Here is a 17,917-nt window from a genome sequence, read left to right on the forward strand (position 1 = left end):
TCTACTTCTCCTTGGGGCTCTGCCCGTGAAGGCGCGAATCTTGGTTGGCCAATGAGTACAGGTAGTTGGCCAGAAGTAGACGTTCCTGCTCGGAGCCGGTGAACGGCGTCATGAACGGCGCCAGATTCTGGGTGATGCCGGTGATGGCGTTGATGCCTTCCAGCGTACGCCCGGCAAGGCGCTCACGGATGCCGTTGATGCCGTCCTCGGTATGGCAGACGCCGCAGTTGGCCGCGAACAGCGCCCGACCGGCCCTGTTTTCCGGGGACAGACCGGCGTCGTCGTTGATCCAGTGCATGCGGGGCAACAGGCCTTCATGCTTGTCGTCCAGGGCCAGATTTTCAGCCATGGGAATCTGGTTGGCGTACATATAGCCCGGCAGCAGATAGGGACCGCGCACGAATTCACGGATGCGCTCGAACTCCATCACCAGGCCCACGCAGAGAATAACTGTGGGGATGCAGAGCAGCCCGCACAAGCGGCGCTGCCGGAACAGCGCGGCCAGGGCCGTGGCCAGAATGCAGAGCGCGGCCAGACCGTTGAACGCGGGCAGCAGATACGGCAACTGGGACAAATAGGAGGTGGCCACCGCGAACTTCCAGTGGGTGAGATAGGTCTGCGGCACTCTGGAAAAATAGACAAAGGCGCACACGGCCGTGACCAGGGCCGCGCCGAGAAAGACCGCGCCCGCCAGGCGCAAGGCCCGGTTGCGGTCCTCACGGGGGCCTTTATAGCGCCAGGCCGTCCAGCCCAGCAGACACAGCGAGCCCAGGCTCAGGCCGCCAGCCACGCGCAGCAGGAATTGCGGGATAAAGGTGGGATTGAAATAGGCCTCGCGGAAGGTCTGCCCCCAGGGCCAGCCGTCGGGCGTGAGCATAAAGCCGAGAATGCCCGAGATCAGGAAGGCCGAACTCACGGCCACGGCCACGTAGCCCCAGCCCAGAGCCGCCAGAACGCCCGGCTTGTCCTGGGCCAGACGGTCCCAGAGATAGTAATAGATCAGCAGAAGCACCACTTCCGTGGTGAACGCGCCCCATTCAATGAACCAGGGCCAGAAAAAGAGGTGAATCAGCGAGCCGATGCCCTCCGGGGCCAGGGCGCCGGTGATGAACCAGATGCCCACGCCGGTGACCGCGCCGATGGAGGTGGTGATGACCACGACCGGGCCGAGCAGGCTGCGGCTGATCTGCGCCCAGAACGCGCCTTTGCCCAGCCAGGTCAGCGTCTGGAACAGGACAAGCATGCTCGCCAGGCCGATAGCCAGACCGTGGCTGATGAACACATGCAGGACGGCGTCAAGGGCGATGGTCATGCCGTCGCCGAGGCCGGGAATATGCAGGATGGGAAAGATCATGGCTCACTTTCCCTCCGGCAGAGGGATGATCCGCTTGATCTTGTCGGGACCGGTGGACACGAATTCGGGCCGGGGTTTCCCGTTGACGAAGGCGGCCACGTCAAGGGCCTGCTCCTGGGTCAGGGACGGCGCATTTTTGGGCATGAAGCGCCAGGCGAAGACGGAGAACGTGCTGACGCGGTGCATGCCCGCCCCGGCGTTGTAAGAGCCGTCGCCCCAGAGCGGCGGCGCGATGGGCGTGCCCTGGCCGTCGTCGCCGTGGCAGCGGGCGCAGACGTCGGCATAGACCTTGTCGCCGTTGGCCGCGTCGGGCTTGTGGGGATTGCCCAGATCGCTCGGCAGAGCCCAGGGCAGCTTGGCATAAATTGGAATATCCTTGGATATCCACTGCATATAGACCAGGAGAGACTGCATGACCTGGCTGTCAAGGGCCGGTGCCACGCCGTTCATGCTGCGCTGAAAACAGTCCTGCACGCGCATGGCCAGATCCACGGTATAGTCCTGGCGGTTGCGGAAGCGCGGATACGTGGCGCCCACACCCACCAGCGAAATGGTGTTCAGACTTCTGCCGCCGTCAAAGTGGCAGCTGGAACAGGACAAATCATTGTTGACGTATTCCCCGGCGTACTTTTTCGTTTCAGTCATGATCTTGTAGCCGAGCATCACTTCCGCCCGGATGCTTTCCGGCGCGTCCTCAGGGCGCGGCGGATTGAAAAACGGCTGGCCCGACGGCGCGGCAAAGCTCTGTTTCGAGGTTCCCGCGTCTTCCGCGGCCAGCCGTTTGGTCACCAGCGTGGAACGGAAAAAGGTCAGCAGCCAGACACCGAACACGAGCAGCAATATTGCCAGGGCAAGGGCAAAAAAAACATTGCGATTTTTCATAGAGACTCCGTATCACGGGAATTATGGCGGATTGCGTGTCCGCCACAGGGGGAAGCGGAAGCCGGAAACGGCTCAAGATGGGAGGAGATCCGGTTGAGGCGATATCCTGTGGCGGCGGTAAAAACACAATTTCAACGCACGTACGCGGATCATGCGTGAAGCGCGCGGCGTTTCAAACTGAAATGCTCTATAGGAGGTACCATAACTCAATCGGAAGTCAACATGGGCCGCAGGCGCGGACAGTGGAAGAGGGGCACGTTTGTTGACTCCCTTTCTTTTTCCTGCCACCATTCGCCCTCAAGAGCCGTAAACGGGACCTCCGGCGGCCGCCTTGCGCGGCCGGGCACGCCGGACCGTTTCCCGCGCGGCGTTACGGGAATACCACGGAAACAGGAAAGGGGCGTTGCGGACGCCCCTTTTATATATGGAGCGCACATGAACACGACTGACACTTCCGCCGCGTCCACCGGCCCCACCTTTTCCTTCCGCCGCATGGGCGGCCTGGATCAGGTGCTTCTGAGCACGGATGAGGAATGGCGGCAACTGGATCAACTGGACCCCAAACTCTGGATGGCCCTGAGCTGCCCCACGCACGGCCTGGAATTCGACGCCCGCACCCTGTCTCTGCTGGATACGGACCAGGACGGCCGTATCCGCTCGGCGGACATTCTGGAGGCTGTGGCCTGGGTCTGCGAGCGGGTCAAACATCCGGCCCGGCTCACACAGCCCGGCATCGGCCTGCCTCTGGACAATCTGCGCGACGACACGCCCCAGGGCGCGGAACTGCTGGCCGCCGCCCGCCTGGTGCAGGAAAAGAGCGGCCGGACCGAGGCCGGGGAAATTTCCCCGGAGCAGGCCGGAGCGGCCCTGGCCGCCGTCACGGACTACGCTTTCAACGGCGACGGCATCGTGCCGCCGTTTTCCGTGGATAAGGATGACGAACAGACCGCCCGTTTCATTCGCCTGGGTCTCTCGATAGTGGGCGGCAAGCGAGACGATTCGGGCCGTCCCGGCCTGGATTCCGCCCTGGCCGGAGTTTTTCTGGACCGGCTGAGCGCGGCCCGCGACTGGCGGCAAAGCGTGCATCAGGCGGCCCTGCCCCTGGGCCATGACACGTCCGCCGCCTGGACCCTGCTGCAGCGCCTGGGTCCCAAAATCGACGATTATTTCAATCGCTGCCGCATGGCGGCCTTTGCCCCGCAGGCCCTGGCGGCTCTCAACGAAGAGAATGAACTCACGCCCTCGGACGAGGGCGGCCAGGCCCTGTTTTCACTGGAAGCTCTGACCCGTCTGCCCCTGGCCCGGGTGGCTCCGGACCAGCCCCTGCCCCTGACGCACGGCGTCAATCCGGCCTGGGATGACGATCTGAGCGCTTTCCGCCAACTGCTGGCCCCGCTGATCCACACAACCCCGTCCGGCGAGGGCAAGGGCGGCTGTCCGGTTCCAGCGTCGGATGAGGCCGATTCGGCCGGAGCATCCGCTTCGGACGTCCCGGCCGCAAGTCTGAGTGAAAAGAACTGGCGCGCCATTCAGGAGCGCTTCGCGCCCTATGCCGAATTGCTGACCCGGAAGCCCGGTTATGAGCGACCGCCGGACGACGCCAAACGCGTGGATTTTCCCGGCCTGCCGCCCCTGGCTTTGGCCGGGGAGGACGATCCCCTGCAACGCGCTTTTCTGCCCACGGCTCCGGAAGAGGCCCTGGACAAACTCTCCGCCGCCGAGCTGGACGCCCTGCTCGACGGCAAGGTGGAGCAGTCCTTTGCCGGATATGTGCGGCGGGATCTGGCCGCGCCGCGCATGGCCGCGGTGCGTGACCTGGAAAAACTGACCCTGCTGCACATCCATCTCTATACCCTGCTGATGAATTTTGTGTCCTTCGCGGATTTTTACGACCCGGAGCGGCGGGCCATCTTCCTGGCGGGCACGCTCTATCTGGACAGCCGCGCCTGCTTTCTCTGCGTGCCGGTGACGGACCTGGACACCCACGTGCGCCTGGCCTCGCAAAGCCACCTCTGCCTGGTCTACAGCCAATGCCGCCGCACGAACAGCAACGGCGAGGAAAAGACCGGCGTCATCGCCGCCGCCTTGACGGCGGGCGGCACCGCCACCCTTATTGAGGGCCGCCACGGCGTATTCGTGGACAATGCGGGACGGGACTGGGACACCAGCGTGCTCCGCCTGGTGCGCAATCCCATCAGCCTGCGCGAAGCCATGTGGGCCCCGTACATACGTTTCGGCAATCTGGTGGCCGACCAGTTGCAAAAACTGGTGGCCGCCAAGGACGACGCCTTGAGCAAGGCATCCAGCAAGGCCGTCACCGCGCTGGACAAGGACATCAAGGCCGACGCCTCGGCCGCGGCCTCCGGCGCGCCGCCCAAGACGAGCTTTGATTTCGCCAAGGGCGCGGGCATCTTCGCGGCCTTCAGCGTGGGCATCAGTGTGGTCAGCGCGGCCTTCGCCTACATCGCCAATTCCGTCTTCTCCCTGGGCAGGTGGTGGCCTGTGGCTCTGCTGATCCTTTTTGTCTGCATTTCCGGGCCGTCCATGCTCCTGGCCTGGTTCAAGCTGCGCCGCCGCAGCCTGGGCCCCCTGCTGGACGCCTCGGGCTGGGCCGTCAACAACGGCGCGCCCATCAACATCGCCGTGGGCGCGGCTCTCACGGCCGTGGGCCAGCTGCCGCCCGGCGTGCATCGCTCTCTGGACGATCCCTACAGCCTGCACGCGCAATTGCTGCGCAAAAAATATCGGGGGCGGCTGCGGGCGGCGGCCCTGACGGTTCTTGTTCTGCTGGCCGCCTGCCTGGCCTTCTGGTTCTGGAAGGAAGGCGCGCCCGCCTGGCTGGCGCACTGGCTGCCCGCGTGGGGTAAATAAATAATGGACGGACAGCCCCGCGATATCCCGCCGGTTCAACGCCAAGCGCGCCAAACGCGGCAAGCCTGGAAAGTCCCCCCGCCAGGTGTGCCGAAGGCCTTGGTTCTGATTCTGGGCGCGGCTTTGCCCGGCTTGCCCCCTGCCGGGCTGCGCGGCCTGTGCCTGCGTTGGGAAACGGCGCTGGTTCCCCGGCTTGCGCCGGAACAGATGGCCCATATCCGGCGCTTTGCCCCGGACGGCCCCGCGCTGGCCGCGCGCGCCTCCCGCCTGCTGGCGCGCCTGCTGCTGCTGCGCGGCCTTCAGAGCGTGGGCGCGTTACGTCCGAATTTGTGCCTGGAAAGAGATATGGCGGGCCGCCCGCTGCTCTCCGGCTGGCGTGTGAGCTTCAGCCACAGCGGCCGGGCCGCCTTCTGCGCTTTGGAGCGCGGGCCGGGCGGCCCCTGTGAACAGGATGCCCGGCGGGATGCGCCCGGATGCCATCCGGGCCTGGGGCTGGACGCCGAAGCGCTGGACAGCCCGCCCCCGGCGGCGCGTGCCTTTACGGACGGGGAGACAAAAAAAACGGCCCGCGACGCGTTGCGACGCTGGGCCGTTAAAGAAGCCGTGCTCAAGGCGATGGGAATGGGGCTCAGCCATGACCCGGCCCTGATTTGCAGCGGCCGGCACGGAGGACGCGCGGGCCTGCTGCGTTTCCGCGGCCAAAATCTGCGTTGGCGGGTTCTGGCCTGCCCCGGCCACTGGCTCTGCCTGGCACGGGACGCCGAATATCCCGTTCCGGCGGTCAGCCTGCGCTGGCTGACCGCCGGACAGATCACAAACGGCCGCTGTTGATCTTGAGTTTGCGCATTTTGGACCACAGTGTGGTGGACGGCAGCCCCAGGATGGACGCCGCGCCGTTTTTGCCGCTGATACGCCCGTTGGTGTACTGGATGACCTGGCGGATATACTGCGCGATATGTTCGTCCAGGCTGTGAAAGGCCTGCGCCTGGCCCTGGCTTTCATCCCGCCTGGGGAACGCGCCGTGCATGCGGGGGCGCGCTTCCTTCTCCCGGTCAAGGATTTCCCTCAATGCGGCGCTCAACGGCTCCCTGATCTCTTCGCAAAGATCCACCTGATCCTGCGAATAGGAGCATTCGCTCGTACAGTGCACGCTGATGAATCGGAATTGAGTACAATTAATCCAAAAATCGAGCGGCATATAAATATTTGTCCCGCCCATGGGATGGAGCATCTTTGCTATTTTGGCATAGGGGCGTTCTCCCTTCGTTTGGCAGCTCCGGCAGCATTTCCAGGTTCCGTAGTTGTCAGTGTCCTGATAGGCCGCCTTCAGAAGTTCATCCGGAATTTGAAAAGTCTCAGGTGATAGAAATTGGTTTTCATATTGCGGATATATCGCAATTCTTGTTATCACGCCTGAAAAAAAGTTATAAATGCCAAAATAGGAAACAGGCATATGAACAGAAAGAAAATCAAAAATAGTTTTTAATACACCCTGTAAAGGCATTTCTCTATAGGAAACATAAAGCAGCTCACGAAGGTAGACACTTTTATCGCTTATCATTTATCCAACTCTCACAGGTAATGATTGGTGACCAGAGTTCTTTTACCTCAGAACAATTTGTCTGATTATATGATATGAAGAATTACATTTGTCAACCCACTCGAAATATCGGATCATGTTATTATATAAAATAATTTTTTACTAAAAATAAAGAATATTACATAATAACGTAAATCATACGATTTATACAATCGTGCTATCACAAGGTATTACGGCACGCCTCAATCCGGTCAACATGCCTTGCCAGCCGCGCCCTTTTGCGGCACTCTGCCCGCCATGCCGCGCTTTCATCTGGTTTCGCTCTTTCCCGAATTTTTTGATTCGCCTCTGAGCACCGCCCTCATGGGCCGCGCCCGTGAAACCGGCGTGGTGACGTTCAGCTTTCACGACCCGCGCGCCTTCAGCACTGATAAGCACCGCCATGTGGACGACAGACCCTATGGCGGCGGCCCGGGCATGGTCATGCAGGGCGAACCCGTGGCCCGGGCCCTGCGTTCCATCGAACGCCCCGGCCGGATGCTGCTCATGACGCCGTGCGGCCGCCCGTTCAACCAGGCTCTGGCGCGCGAACTGGCCCTGGAAGAAGATCTCACCCTGGTCTGCGGCCGCTATGAGGGACTGGACGCCCGCCTGCTGGAACTTTTCCCCCTGGAACCGGTGAGTGTGGGTGAAGCCGTGCTCAACGGAGGAGAAACGGCGGCCCTGGCCGTCGTCGAATCCGTGGCCCGGCTGATGCCGGGTTTCATGGGCAAGGAAGAGTCCGGCGAGGAAGAGAGTTTTTCCCACGGCCTGCTGGAATATCCGCATTATACCCGGCCCGAGACGCTGGAGGGCCTGCCCGTGCCCGAGGTGCTGCTCAGCGGGGACCATGCCCGCATCGCGGCCTGGCGGCGCGCGGCCTCTCTGGCCGCCACCCTGGCGGCGCGCCCGGATATGCTGGACGACGCCCCCCTGGACCGCGAGGACGCCCGAGTCCTGGCCGACCAGCCGCGCGAAAGGCCCGGCCGCAACCTTTCCTTCTGCCTCATGCACTATCCGGTCCTGCTCGGAGAAAAAAATTCCGGCGCTTCCTCTTTGACAAACCTGGACATTCACGATATAGCCCGAATTTCCCGCAGCTATGCCATGGGGCCCTTCTATGCGGTCACGCCGCTGGAGGATCAGTTGCGGGTGCTTGAGGATATTTTGCGGCACTGGACCCGAGGTCCCGGCGGCCGGGGCAATCCGGACAGGGCGCGAGCCTTGGAGCTGGTGCGCCCGGCGGTTTCGCTGGACGCGGCTGTGGCGCAATTGCGCGAGCATGCCGGCGCGCCCCCCAGACTGGTGGCCAGTTCCGCCGTCTGGCCCGTGCATAAGCGCGCGCCCGTGCCGCTGACGCCCGGCCGGGTACGCGATTGGTGCCGGGAAGGGCCGGTGTTGCTCTGCCTGGGTACGGCCCAGGGGCTGGCCCCGGAAGTGCTGGAACGCTGCGACGGCCAATTGAGGCCTCTGCGTTTTTTGGGTTACAATCATCTTTCGGTGCGCAGCGCGGCCGCCATCCTGGCCGACAGAATTTTAGGCGACTACTGCTGAAACCACGGGCCGCACACAGCGGGCCGCTTCGCAACGACGCAACAATCCGCCCGCGGGTTTGCAAGGAGTTCACGATGGACATCATCAGGAAAATCGAACAGGAAAACATGCGCATGGATATGCCCGCGTTCCGCTCCGGCGACACGGTCAAAGTGCACCTGCGCATTGTGGAAGGCGAAAAAGAGCGCATCCAGATCTTCCAGGGCAACGTGATCCGCATCAAGCGCGGCACCACCAACGCCAGCTTCACGGTGCGCAAGGTTTCCGACGGCGTGGGCGTGGAACGCATCTTCCCGATCAACTCGCCCTTCATCGACCATGTGGAACTGGTCAGCCAGGGCCGCGTGCGCCGCAGCCGCCTCTACTATCTGCGCGCCCTCAAGGGCAAGGCGGCCCGTATCAAGCCGCGCGGCCGCTTCTGATCGGAATTCGCGCCTTTTTGCCGTCGGCGGCGTCGCATCAGCCCGGTGCCGATGCACGGGCTGATGGCGACAGCGTAAACGCTCGCTTTAGCCGACAGAATGGATTTTCGTCCATTCTGTCGGCTAAAGCGTGGTTTTTTGTCTATGGCCCCTACCGCAACCATCGAAATTGAGGCAGCCGTGAAAGGAGACGCCGCGCAGGCTGGCCTGTTTGGCCCGGAAGACATTCCTTTCGGCCGCCGGTCCGGACCCGTGGCCGGTATCGACGAAGCCGGACGCGGCTGTCTGGCCGGGCCGGTGGTGGCCGCCGCCGTCATCCTTCCCGTTGTTTACGAGCTGCCCGGCCTTACGGATTCAAAGGCGTTGAGCGCCAAAGCGCGCGATATCCTGGCCCCGCGCATCAGGGAATGCGCTCTGGCCTGGGGGCTGGGCGTGGTCTGGCCCCGGCGCATCGAGCGCATCAATATTCTGCAGGCCACCTTCGAGGCCATGAGCCGGGCCGTGGGCGTGCTTCGCCTTACGCCCGGCCGCCTGCTCATCGACGGCAACAAGGTTCTGCCCGACGCGGTGCTGACTCTGTTCTGGCGCACCGGGCACACTGCCCCGCCGCCGCTTCAGCAAGCCGTTGTGGGCGGGGACAAGAGCGAAGACGTCATTTCCGCCGCCTCCATCCTGGCTAAAACCTTTCGTGACCGGCTCATGCTGCATCTGGGCCGCCGCTGGCCCGGCTACGGCCTGGAGGAGCACAAGGGCTACGGCACAAAGGCCCACTATGCGGCCTTACGCCGTCTGGGCCCCTGCCCGCAGCACCGCCTGACGTTCCGGGGAGTGTTGCCCCAGGCCGCCGCTCCGCTGCAGGGCAGCTTGTGCTGAAATGGCTTTTTTCCCGGCAAACCGGCCCGAGAACGCCTCCCGCGCCGGGCAAGGACGCGCCGGACCACATCCGCCTGGGACGGGACGGCGAAAAGGTTGCGGTCGCGCTTTTGCGGCGCGCGGGCTTTGAGCTGCTGGACCGCAACTGGCGGCAGGGCCGCCTGGAGTTGGATATGGTCTGCCGCGAAAGCGGCGTTCTGGTCTTTGTGGAGGTCAAAACCCGGCGGTCGGACGAGCGCGGCGGCCCGGCAGCGGCCGTGACCCCGGCCAAACAGCGTGTCCTCACGCGCGCGGCGCAGGCCTGGCTGGCGGCGCACGACGCCTGGCAAGCACCCTGCCGCTTTGACGTGGTCTGCCTGTTGCGCCACGGCGACACCTTCAGCGCGGAGCATTACCGCCATGCCTTTGACTTCACCCCGTCTCTGGATAGTAGCCACGCCTCTTGGCAACCCTGGTGACCTGTCGCCCAGGGCCCGCGAAATTCTGGAAAACGCGGACCTGATCCTGGCCGAGGATACCCGCCGGGCGGCCCAGCTCTGCCGTCTCTGCGGCATTCAGGGCCGCCGCTTCCTGAGTTTTTACGACCACAACGAGGCCGAGCGCCAGGAAGAAGTGCTGCGCCTGCTGCGCGAAGGCCGCGATCTGGCCCTGATTTCCGACGCGGGCACCCCCCTGCTGGCCGACCCCGGCTACCGCCTGGTGCGGGCCTGCCGCAAGGAAGGTCTGCCGGTTTCCCCGGTGCCGGGGCCCTCCGCCCCGGCCGCCGCCCTGTCCGCGGCCGGTATCGCGCCCCTGCCCCACACTTTTCTGGGTTTTCTGCCCCGCGATACGGCCGGGCGCGAAGCCCTGCTCACGGCCTACGCCCAGGTGCCCGGCTCGTTGATCTTTTTCGAACGCAAGGACCGCCTCAAGGAAAGCCTGGCTACGGCGGCCCGCATCCTGGGCCCGCGAGATCTGGCCGTCTGCCGTGAATTGACCAAAACTCATGAGGAATTTATACTCAATCGTCTGGAAAATAGTATGGATCTGCCTGATGAACTGCTGGGCGAGATCACGGTTATCATCGGCCCGCCCGAAGTGACGGAACGCACGCCGCGCGAGGAAGTGGAAAGCCTGCTGCGCGCGGAGCTGGCACGTGGCGGCAAGGCCCGTGACGTGGCCCGCCGGGTTCAGAGCGCCGTGCGCGGCTGGAACGGCAAGGAATTGTACGCCCTGATCCCGTCCGCCAGAGCAATTTCACAGTGAAATTGCTCCGGGGAAGCACTGAAAAATCCGTCAGGCGATGAAAAGCCTTGCGCATGGCGGCGACGATTTCAATGGTAAAAGGCCCTGAAGCAGACCAACATTGAAGCTGAGGGATGCCATGCTTCCCCGACGTGTTGTCCTCAATTGCCTTGCGCGTACCTGCTGCATCAACGCGGCCGTCACCGCCAGAGGCATGCAGCAGATCGGCCTTGCCTTTGTGCTGGCTCCGGCTTTCAACCGGCTCTATCCGGAAAGCTCGGCCAGGGCCCGCGCCTTTGCCCGTTACGGCGGGCACAGCAATACCCACGTCTTCATGGTCCCGCTTTATGTGGGCATCGTGCTTGCCCTGGAAGAGCAGATCGCCCGTGGTTCCCTGCCGGAAGGCGCCGTGGGCGTGGTGCGCGAAACCCTGGCGACCACCCTCTCCGCCCTGGGGGATTCTTTTTTCAGCGGCACCCTGTTGCCGCTCTGGGCGCTGGTCAGCGTCTGCCTGCTGCTGGCCGGTCAGATCGGGCTTACTGCCGCCCTGGCAGCGCTGTTTCTGGCGTTGTTGCTGCTCTTCCGGATTCTGGCCTTTTTCGCCGGACTGCGCCACGGCATGTCCGTACTGGCGCGGCTCAAGCGCCTGAACCTCATTAACTGGGTGGACCGTCTCAAAATGCTCAATGCGGTCGTGGTGGCCCTGGTGGTCTGGCAACTCCCACTCCCCCACAAGGCCCCCTTTCCCTGGCTGCATTACGGATCGGGCACGGCCGCCATACTGGGCGCGGCCTGGCTGGTGGGGCGGATGCGCCTGCCGCGCATCCTGCTCTGGGCGCTCGTTCTGGGCGCGCTCATTCTCATGGACGAGGGGCTCATCAGCATGTAAGATGATCCCGCCCGAAAGAAAACGGGCTTGCGCCCCTTTTCGTCGAAACGACGGGAGACAGGAGCTTTTCAGTCTTAACACTGTTGAAAAGCTCCGGCGGCAGCGAAAACTGACGCAAAGCAAGGCGGGAGCGCATATCCGCCGCAGATTGCGGGCAGCGTATGTTTTGAAATTATCCCCGATTTCAGAACACCCCTGCTCCAAGGTATACGCATGGAAGACGTCATCGAAGAAACCCCGCGCGGGCTCGCCCTGCGGCTCACGCTCAATCTGCGCGGCGGCCTGCACGCCCGGCCCGCCGCCCGCCTGGCCCAGGAAGCCCAGCGTTACGCGGCCGACATCCAGCTCATCGGCGAAACGGGCGAGGTTGACGCCAAAAGCATGCTGGACATCCTTTCTCTGGCGCCGCCGGCCAATGCGGAACTGATCCTCCTGGCCAAAGGCGACGACGCCCGTGAAGCGCTTCACGGCCTGGCCCGTTTTTTAACCACCCTGCAGGAATGACATGGCCCGCGCGGTTTTATTCGGCACCCCGGTTTCCCCGGGCATAGCCATCGGCTCCATCCGCTTCATGCATGACACGCGCCCGAGCGACAAGCGCCGCATCGGCCCGGACGAAATCGCAACAGAGCAGGAAGCCCTGCGCAGTGCCGCGGCCAGCGTGCGCGCCGCTCTGGAAACGACCATGCGCGGCGTGCCCGAGGAGCTGGCCGAATACCGGGACGTCATCGCGGCCCAGATGGAACTGGCCCGCGACCCCAAGCTGCTGGACGCCGCTCTGGCGCGCATCGAGCACAAGCAGATCTGCGCCTCCTGGGCGCTGGACCATACGGTGGAAGAGCTCTGCACCCTGTTCCGGGGCATGGACGATCCCTATCTGCGCGACCGCGCCCAGGACATCCGGGCCGTGGGTCTGCGCCTGCGCGAATGTCTGGCGGGCGCGAAGCCCCGGCGCGGCGGCAACGGCCCCAGCCTGCTGGCCGCAGAGGATCTCTCGCCCGCCGACGTCATGGAACTTGATCTGAACGGCGTGCTGGGCATTCTGACCGCCGAGGGGGGGCCCACCTCGCACACGGCCATCCTGTCGCGCGGCCTGCACATTCCGGCCCTGGTCGGCGTGACCGGCCTGCTGGACACGGCGCATGAGGACGACAGGATTATTGTGGACGGCCTGGGCGGCTGCGTGCTCTTTGGTCCCGACGAGGGGGATCTGGCCCTCTACACGGCCCGCCGTGACGAATACACGGCCTGGGAAAGCCATACCCGGCTCACGGCCCACTGGCCCGCCGAGATGTGCGACGGCGTGCGCGTGGATGTGCAGGCCAACCTGGAAAGTCCGGAAGAGTTGGATTCCCTGGCCGAGTGCGGAGCCGACGGCGTGGGCCTGTACCGCACGGAATTCGCCTATCTCAGGGGCGATCTGCCCACGGAAGAGGAATTGTTCAAAGAATACGCCGCCGTGACGGCCAAAGCCGCGCCGAGCCGGGTGGTCTTCCGCACGCTGGACGCGGGCGCGGACAAGATGTTGCGTTCCCAGGCGGCCCTCAAGGAACCCAATCCGGCTCTGGGCCTGCGGGGCATCCGCTTCTGCCTGCGGCATCAGGGCATTTTCCGCACCCAGTTGCGGGCCCTGCTGCGGGCCGGGGTGACAGGCAACGTGGCTTTGCTGCTGCCCATGATTTCCGGCCTGGCCGAAGTGCAGGGCGTGCGCCGCATTTTGCAGGAACTGCGCCAGGAATTGCAGGCCCAGAACCTGGCCCACGCGCCGGACCTGCCTCTGGGCATCATGGTGGAAACCCCGGCGGCGGTGCTGGTCTGCGACGCCCTGGCCCGGGAATGCGATTTTTTCAGCATCGGCACCAACGATCTGATCCACTACCTGATGGCCATTGACCGCAACAACCGCCATGTGAGCTATCTGCACGAGCCCCTGCACCCGGCGGTAGTGCGCTCGCTCAAGCGGGTCATAGACGCGGCCCACCGCGAGGGCATCGGCGTTTCGGTCTGCGGTGAACTGGCCTCGGACCCCTGCGGCCTGGCCCTGTTGCTGGGCATGGGCGTGGATGCGGTGTCCGCAGCGCCGCGTTTTGTGCCGGGTATGAAACATATGATCCGCCAGCTCAATGCCGAAACCTGCGTGGAGCTGGCCCACAGCGTTCTGATGAGCACCGACGTCATGGCCTCCAAGCGTATGGTGCGTGAAAAGCTCCACCAGTCTCTGGGACCGGAGCTGGCCTTCCACACCACAAGCCTTTCGAGCCACAGTCAGCCATGAGCCAGAAAACACCGCCTTCCACCATTGCCGTCAACAAAAAGGCCCGTCATCTCTACGAACTTTCCGAGTTTCTGGAGGCCGGCATCGCTCTGACCGGCCCGGAAGTCAAAAGCATCCGCGCCGGTAAGGTAAACTTCATCGACAGCTATGTTGAATTCAAACGCGGCGAAGCATGGCTGCTCTCTTTGCATGTGGCCCCCTACGCCAACGCCGGCTACGCCCCGCAGGAGCCGGACCGGCCGCGCCGCCTGCTGCTGCACGCCCGTGAGATCGCCAAGCTGGCGGGCCTGGTGGCCCAGAAGGGCCTGACCGTGGTGCCGGTGCGCGTCTATCTCAAACGCGGCAAGGTCAAGCTGGAAATCGCCCTGGGCCGGGGCAAGAAGTTGCACGACCATCGTGATACGCTCAAACGGCGTGCGGAGGAACGGGATCTGGCCCGCGAACTGGCCTAGGCTCAGCCCTCAACGCCCGCTGTTTCAACAAGACGTAATCCACCCGCGAAAGGCCGAGGAGCGCCATGCGCCACCCGCCCCTGCAAGCGCCACTGCTCTGGCAAGTCTATCTCGGCTTCTGGATCGCGGGCGTGGCGGCGGCGGTCTGGCCCTTGCCCGCCCTGTGTTGCGCCCTGCTGCTGGCCCTGGCGGACAAACGCCTTTGGCGCGGTGCCCGGCTGACCCTGGCTGTGACTCTGGTTCTGGGCGGTCTGGCCGTGGCCCGCTGGCAGCTTGCGCCGCCGGACCCGGCAGCCGACGCGGCTCCCGTCCGGCTGGCGGCGGATGCGGACAAAGCCCCGGCGCGGTTCTGCGGCCGGGTGCGGGACGTACAGGACCTGCCGGATCAACGTCTGCGCCTGTTGCTGGAGCGGGTCCACCCCGCCGGAAGTTCCACCACCGCTGTTCTGCCGGGCCTTGTGGCCTGGACCTGGGAAGCCCCCCTTTTCCGCCCCCTGGCCGGACAGGAAATCTGTCTGAACCGCCGCCCGCGTCCCATGCATGGCTTTGCCGACGTGGGCCTCGCCGACCGGGAAATATGGTGGGCCGCGCGAAACGTATATTGGCGGCTCTGGAGCCGGGGTGAACGCGGCGAACCAAAAGCCTCCGGCCGGGGCACGCCGGCGGCCCGCTGGCGCGAGGAACTGCGACATGCGTTTTTAAGCGCGCTCCTGCCTGAGGGACAGACGGAACATCAGGCAAAAATCCTGACGGCGGATGCCGCGACCCCGGAACTGCCGCAGGGCAAGGCCATCCTGCCGGCTCTGCTGTTCGGGGACCGCCGATATCTGACGCAAAACACCCTGGACAATTTCGCCGCCGCCACCCTGGCGCACAGTCTGGCGCTTTCCGGCCAGCATCTGGCCGTGGCCGGGCTGCTGGGCCTGCTCTGCGTGCTGGCCGCCGTCCGCCTTCGTCCGTCCCTGTATCTCCGGCAGCCGCGCGTGGTCCTGGCCGTGGCCGCGGCCTGTCCGCCCGCCCTGGCCTATCTCTGGCTGGGCAACGCTCCGGCCTCCCTGCTGCGGGCCGTGTGCATGCTTTTCATCCTGGCCTTCTGGCTGGCGCGGGGCCGGGCGCGCACCACCCTCGACGTGCTCTGCGCCGCCCTGCTCTGTATCTGCCTGGTCGCGCCGCTGAGCATACTGGACACGGGCCTGCAGCTCTCGGCCCTGTGCGTGGCGGTCATCGGCCTTGCCCTGCCCTGGCTGCGCCGCGTACTGCCGCCGTCCGCGCATAAAGCCGAATCCCCCCGGCGTCGGGCCATACACGGGCTCGGCCGCTGGCTTGCGCGCATTCTGCTGATTTCCCTGCTGATCCAGATAGCGTTGCTGCCGCTGAACCTCCTGCTGTTCGGCAATGCGGGCTTCTGGTTCCCGCTCAATGTGCTCTGGCTGCCCGTGGCCGGTCTTGTGGTGCTGCCCGGTGCGGCTCTGGGCCTGCTTCTGGCGGGCGCGGGCCTGGACGGGACCGCGCGGCTGGTTCTGGATCTGGCCGCCCTGCCCTGCCAGTGGCTGACAGACGGGCTGGCGGGCCTCAATGCCCTGGGCCTGCTGCACAATCCCGTCCTGCTGCGGCCGCACTGGACGGCCCTGCCCGCTTTTGCCGCCCTGCTGGCGGCTCTGGCCTGCCTGGCCGGACGGGGCAAAGCATCACCCTCAGGGAAAGAGGCGGCCCGCCGCCTGCTGCTGGCAGGTCTGGCCCTGCTCTGCGTGGGGCCATTGCTGCGCCTGGAAGGCCGCTTTTCCGGCGACACCCGGCTGGACGTGCTGGATGTGGGCCAGGGGCAGGCCCTGGCCTTGCGCGCTCCGGGCCATCTGCGCCTGCTTCTGGACGGCGGCGGCAGCGCCTCGCCCCGCTTTGACCCCGGCAAAGCCCTGGTGGGGCCGGTGCTGGCATACAACGACGCGCCCCGGTTGAGCGCCGTCGTCAGCAGCCATCCGGACCTGGACCATCTGGGCGGTCTTTTTTATCTGCTGGAAGATTTTCAGGTGGCGGCCCTGTTCCATAACGGGCGCGAGGCCGCCGGGCAGCACGGGCCCATGTGGCGGGAACTGCGGCAAAGCCTGGCGGGCCGCATTCTGGCGGAAGGAGATGTGCTGATTGTGGGCGATCCGGCTCTGGGCCTGCGTCTGGAAGTGCTGCACCCGCCGCGTGCCGCCGACGAAAAGGAGGCCACCGCCTGGACCGGCAACGAGGCATCCCTGATTCTGCGCCTGACCCGTCACGGCCAAGGGCTGGCCCTGTTCACCGGCGACGCCGAGCGTCGCAGCCTGCGCCGTCTGCTTGCCTCGGGCCGGGATCTGCGCGCCCAGGTGCTGCTGGCCCCGCACCACGGTTCGGACCGCAGTTTTCTGGCCGCCTTTTACAAGGCCGTGCAACCGGAACTGGTGCTGGCTTCCTGTGGTTTTCAGAATCGTTACAACTATCCGGGCTCGCGCCTGCGGGCCTGGCTGGCACGGCACGGCATTCCCCTGCTTCATACCGGCGAATCCGGGCAGATCCGCGTCAGCTGGCCGTGGACCGGGCCGATGCGCGTACGCGCCGTCCGCCCTGGGGGTTGAGCCTGAGGTCTAGAACAGATTACCTTTGAGAATTGACATTCTCAAAATTTTTAAGCCGCTCGCCCTGCTCTCGATGTCCGTACGGCGCGCTTCGCGTGCCTACGGCCATGGCCCAGCGGGCCGCCCTTCGGGTCGGTCTCCGGCGCTTAGCTCTGCTGTCCTCGCCCGTAAAGCTCGAAGACTCGCTAACGGACGAGGCAACCGCGCCAATAAATTGCGCTTACGCCTATCTCTGCTGTCGTCATCCGTAAGACGGCATCGCCGCCAACGGCTGATGCTCGTGGCGGGCGTCTGCATATGCAGCCGCCAGAGCAATTTCAAAGTGAACTTGCTCTAGGGTCTGTTAACACTATAGAATTTTTGTTCGCCTGCAAGGAAGATAAACCTGCTTTGAGGGAGTGTACTCTTCTGGTACTCGACCGAAAAAGCAGGTGAAATCTGACGCGGCAGGAGGGCAAAAAGGCATAGCGTTAACAGGCCCTAAAGCATGTACCACTCAAAATACTTTAGGATTGCCCGGCATCTCCCGTCCGCCCGCCGCCGTCCTGTGACAATTGCTCTTCTCCCCAGCGGTACAACTCCCGCAGGGCCGGAAGCAATCGCCTGCCCCGCTCGGTCAAGGCATACTCCACATGTCGGACTTTACCGCCGCACTCGCTCCGGCGCAGCAGGCCGTCCCCCTCCAGTTCCTTGAGACATTTGCTCAACATCATATGGGTGATGCCTCTCACCTCGCGATGCAGGGCATTGAAACGCACGGCCCCATCGGCCAGATGCCAGAGCAACGGCAATTTCCACTTGCCGCCGATGACTTCCAGGGCGCGCAGAATAGGGCACCGCACTTCATAAATATTGGCTGCGGGCAACGTTATGTCGTAACCGACGTTTTCGGGTTCCCCCATACAATCCCTCCGCCTCTGCTGCCGTCTTGCTGTTGGCAAG

General features: G+C 64.4%; 16 protein-coding genes. 12 read left to right on the top strand and 4 right to left on the bottom strand.

The features are described 5' to 3' along the window. Position 1: 1 nt before the first annotated feature. Both AXF13_RS09725 and AXF13_RS09730 read right to left on the bottom strand, forming a co-directional pair. Positions 2-1,354 (bottom strand): cytochrome ubiquinol oxidase subunit I, encoded by a 1,353-nt coding sequence (locus AXF13_RS09725; protein WP_062252951.1) that lies wholly within the window; start codon positions 1,352-1,354, stop codon positions 2-4. A 3-nt stretch (positions 1,355-1,357) separates the two neighbouring features. Beyond that, positions 1,358-2,236, bottom strand: a complete 879-nt coding sequence (locus AXF13_RS09730) for a c-type cytochrome (protein WP_062252953.1) — start codon at positions 2,234-2,236, stop codon at positions 1,358-1,360. 435 nt (positions 2,237-2,671) lie between these two features. On the opposite strand from AXF13_RS09730, the gene AXF13_RS09735 reads away from it, so the two are divergent. Beyond that, positions 2,672-5,107 carry a hypothetical protein gene (locus AXF13_RS09735; protein ID WP_062252954.1) on the top strand — a complete coding sequence of 812 codons (2,436 nt, stop codon included), beginning with the start codon at positions 2,672-2,674 and terminating at the stop codon, positions 5,105-5,107. Positions 5,108-5,206: 99 nt separating this feature from the next. Next, positions 5,207-5,938, top strand: coding sequence for a 4'-phosphopantetheinyl transferase superfamily protein (locus tag AXF13_RS09740; RefSeq protein WP_062252956.1), 732 nt, complete (start codon positions 5,207-5,209; stop codon positions 5,936-5,938). Here the strand turns inward: AXF13_RS09740 and AXF13_RS09745 are convergent. Beyond that, complete coding sequence (locus tag AXF13_RS09745) at positions 5,919-6,668, bottom strand: Fis family transcriptional regulator (RefSeq protein WP_062252958.1); 750 nt, start codon at positions 6,666-6,668, stop codon at positions 5,919-5,921. The genes AXF13_RS09740 and AXF13_RS09745 overlap by 20 nt on opposite strands. A 276-nt stretch (positions 6,669-6,944) precedes the next feature. Between AXF13_RS09745 and trmD the strand changes: the two genes are divergently transcribed. From trmD to AXF13_RS09795, 10 genes are all read left to right on the top strand, one after another. Further along, the gene (trmD, locus tag AXF13_RS09750) at positions 6,945-8,240 is read left to right on the top strand and encodes a tRNA (guanosine(37)-N1)-methyltransferase TrmD (protein WP_062254828.1); all 1,296 of its coding nucleotides are present in this window, start codon (positions 6,945-6,947) and stop codon (positions 8,238-8,240) included. Positions 8,241-8,314: 74 nt separating this feature from the next. Then, on the top strand, positions 8,315-8,662 hold the full coding sequence (rplS, locus tag AXF13_RS09755; RefSeq protein ID WP_008685677.1) for a 50S ribosomal protein L19: 348 nt from the start codon (positions 8,315-8,317) through the stop codon (positions 8,660-8,662). 180 nt (positions 8,663-8,842) lie between these two features. Further along, entirely contained in the window at positions 8,843-9,535 is a 693-nt protein-coding gene (locus AXF13_RS09760) for a ribonuclease HII (protein WP_083522174.1), read from the top strand. Continuing rightward, positions 9,529-9,993, top strand: a complete 465-nt coding sequence (locus AXF13_RS09765; RefSeq protein ID WP_062252960.1) for a YraN family protein — start codon at positions 9,529-9,531, stop codon at positions 9,991-9,993. Before AXF13_RS09760 ends, AXF13_RS09765 begins: the two co-directional genes overlap by 7 nt. Continuing rightward, complete coding sequence (gene rsmI / locus AXF13_RS09770; protein WP_008685682.1) at positions 9,935-10,780, top strand: 16S rRNA (cytidine(1402)-2'-O)-methyltransferase; 846 nt, start codon at positions 9,935-9,937, stop codon at positions 10,778-10,780. The genes AXF13_RS09765 and rsmI overlap by 59 nt, the downstream gene beginning before the upstream one ends. A gap of 118 nt (positions 10,781-10,898) precedes the next feature. Then, positions 10,899-11,648 (top strand): PTS system mannose/fructose/sorbose family transporter subunit IID, encoded by a 750-nt coding sequence (locus AXF13_RS09775; protein WP_009302092.1) that lies wholly within the window; start codon positions 10,899-10,901, stop codon positions 11,646-11,648. A gap of 213 nt (positions 11,649-11,861) precedes the next feature. Then, a complete protein-coding gene (locus AXF13_RS09780; protein WP_008685685.1) occupies positions 11,862-12,152 on the top strand; it encodes an HPr family phosphocarrier protein in 291 nt (96 codons plus the stop codon). A 1-nt stretch (position 12,153) separates the two neighbouring features. After that, positions 12,154-13,923, top strand: a complete 1,770-nt coding sequence (gene ptsP, locus AXF13_RS09785; RefSeq protein ID WP_009302091.1) for a phosphoenolpyruvate--protein phosphotransferase — start codon at positions 12,154-12,156, stop codon at positions 13,921-13,923. Beyond that, positions 13,920-14,375 (top strand): SsrA-binding protein SmpB, encoded by a 456-nt coding sequence (gene smpB / locus AXF13_RS09790; RefSeq protein WP_009302090.1) that lies wholly within the window; start codon positions 13,920-13,922, stop codon positions 14,373-14,375. The genes ptsP and smpB overlap by 4 nt, the downstream gene beginning before the upstream one ends. A 65-nt stretch (positions 14,376-14,440) precedes the next feature. Beyond that, positions 14,441-16,975, top strand: a complete 2,535-nt coding sequence (locus AXF13_RS09795; RefSeq protein WP_062252961.1) for a ComEC/Rec2 family competence protein — start codon at positions 14,441-14,443, stop codon at positions 16,973-16,975. 506 nt (positions 16,976-17,481) lie between these two features. Here the strand turns inward: AXF13_RS09795 and AXF13_RS09800 are convergent. After that, positions 17,482-17,877 (bottom strand): winged helix-turn-helix transcriptional regulator, encoded by a 396-nt coding sequence (locus AXF13_RS09800; RefSeq protein WP_062252963.1) that lies wholly within the window; start codon positions 17,875-17,877, stop codon positions 17,482-17,484. Positions 17,878-17,917: the final 40 nt, after the last annotated feature.

Origin of the sequence: Desulfovibrio fairfieldensis (genome assembly GCF_001553605.1) — a bacterium.
Classification (GTDB): Bacteria; Desulfobacterota; Desulfovibrionia; order Desulfovibrionales; family Desulfovibrionaceae; genus Desulfovibrio; species Desulfovibrio fairfieldensis.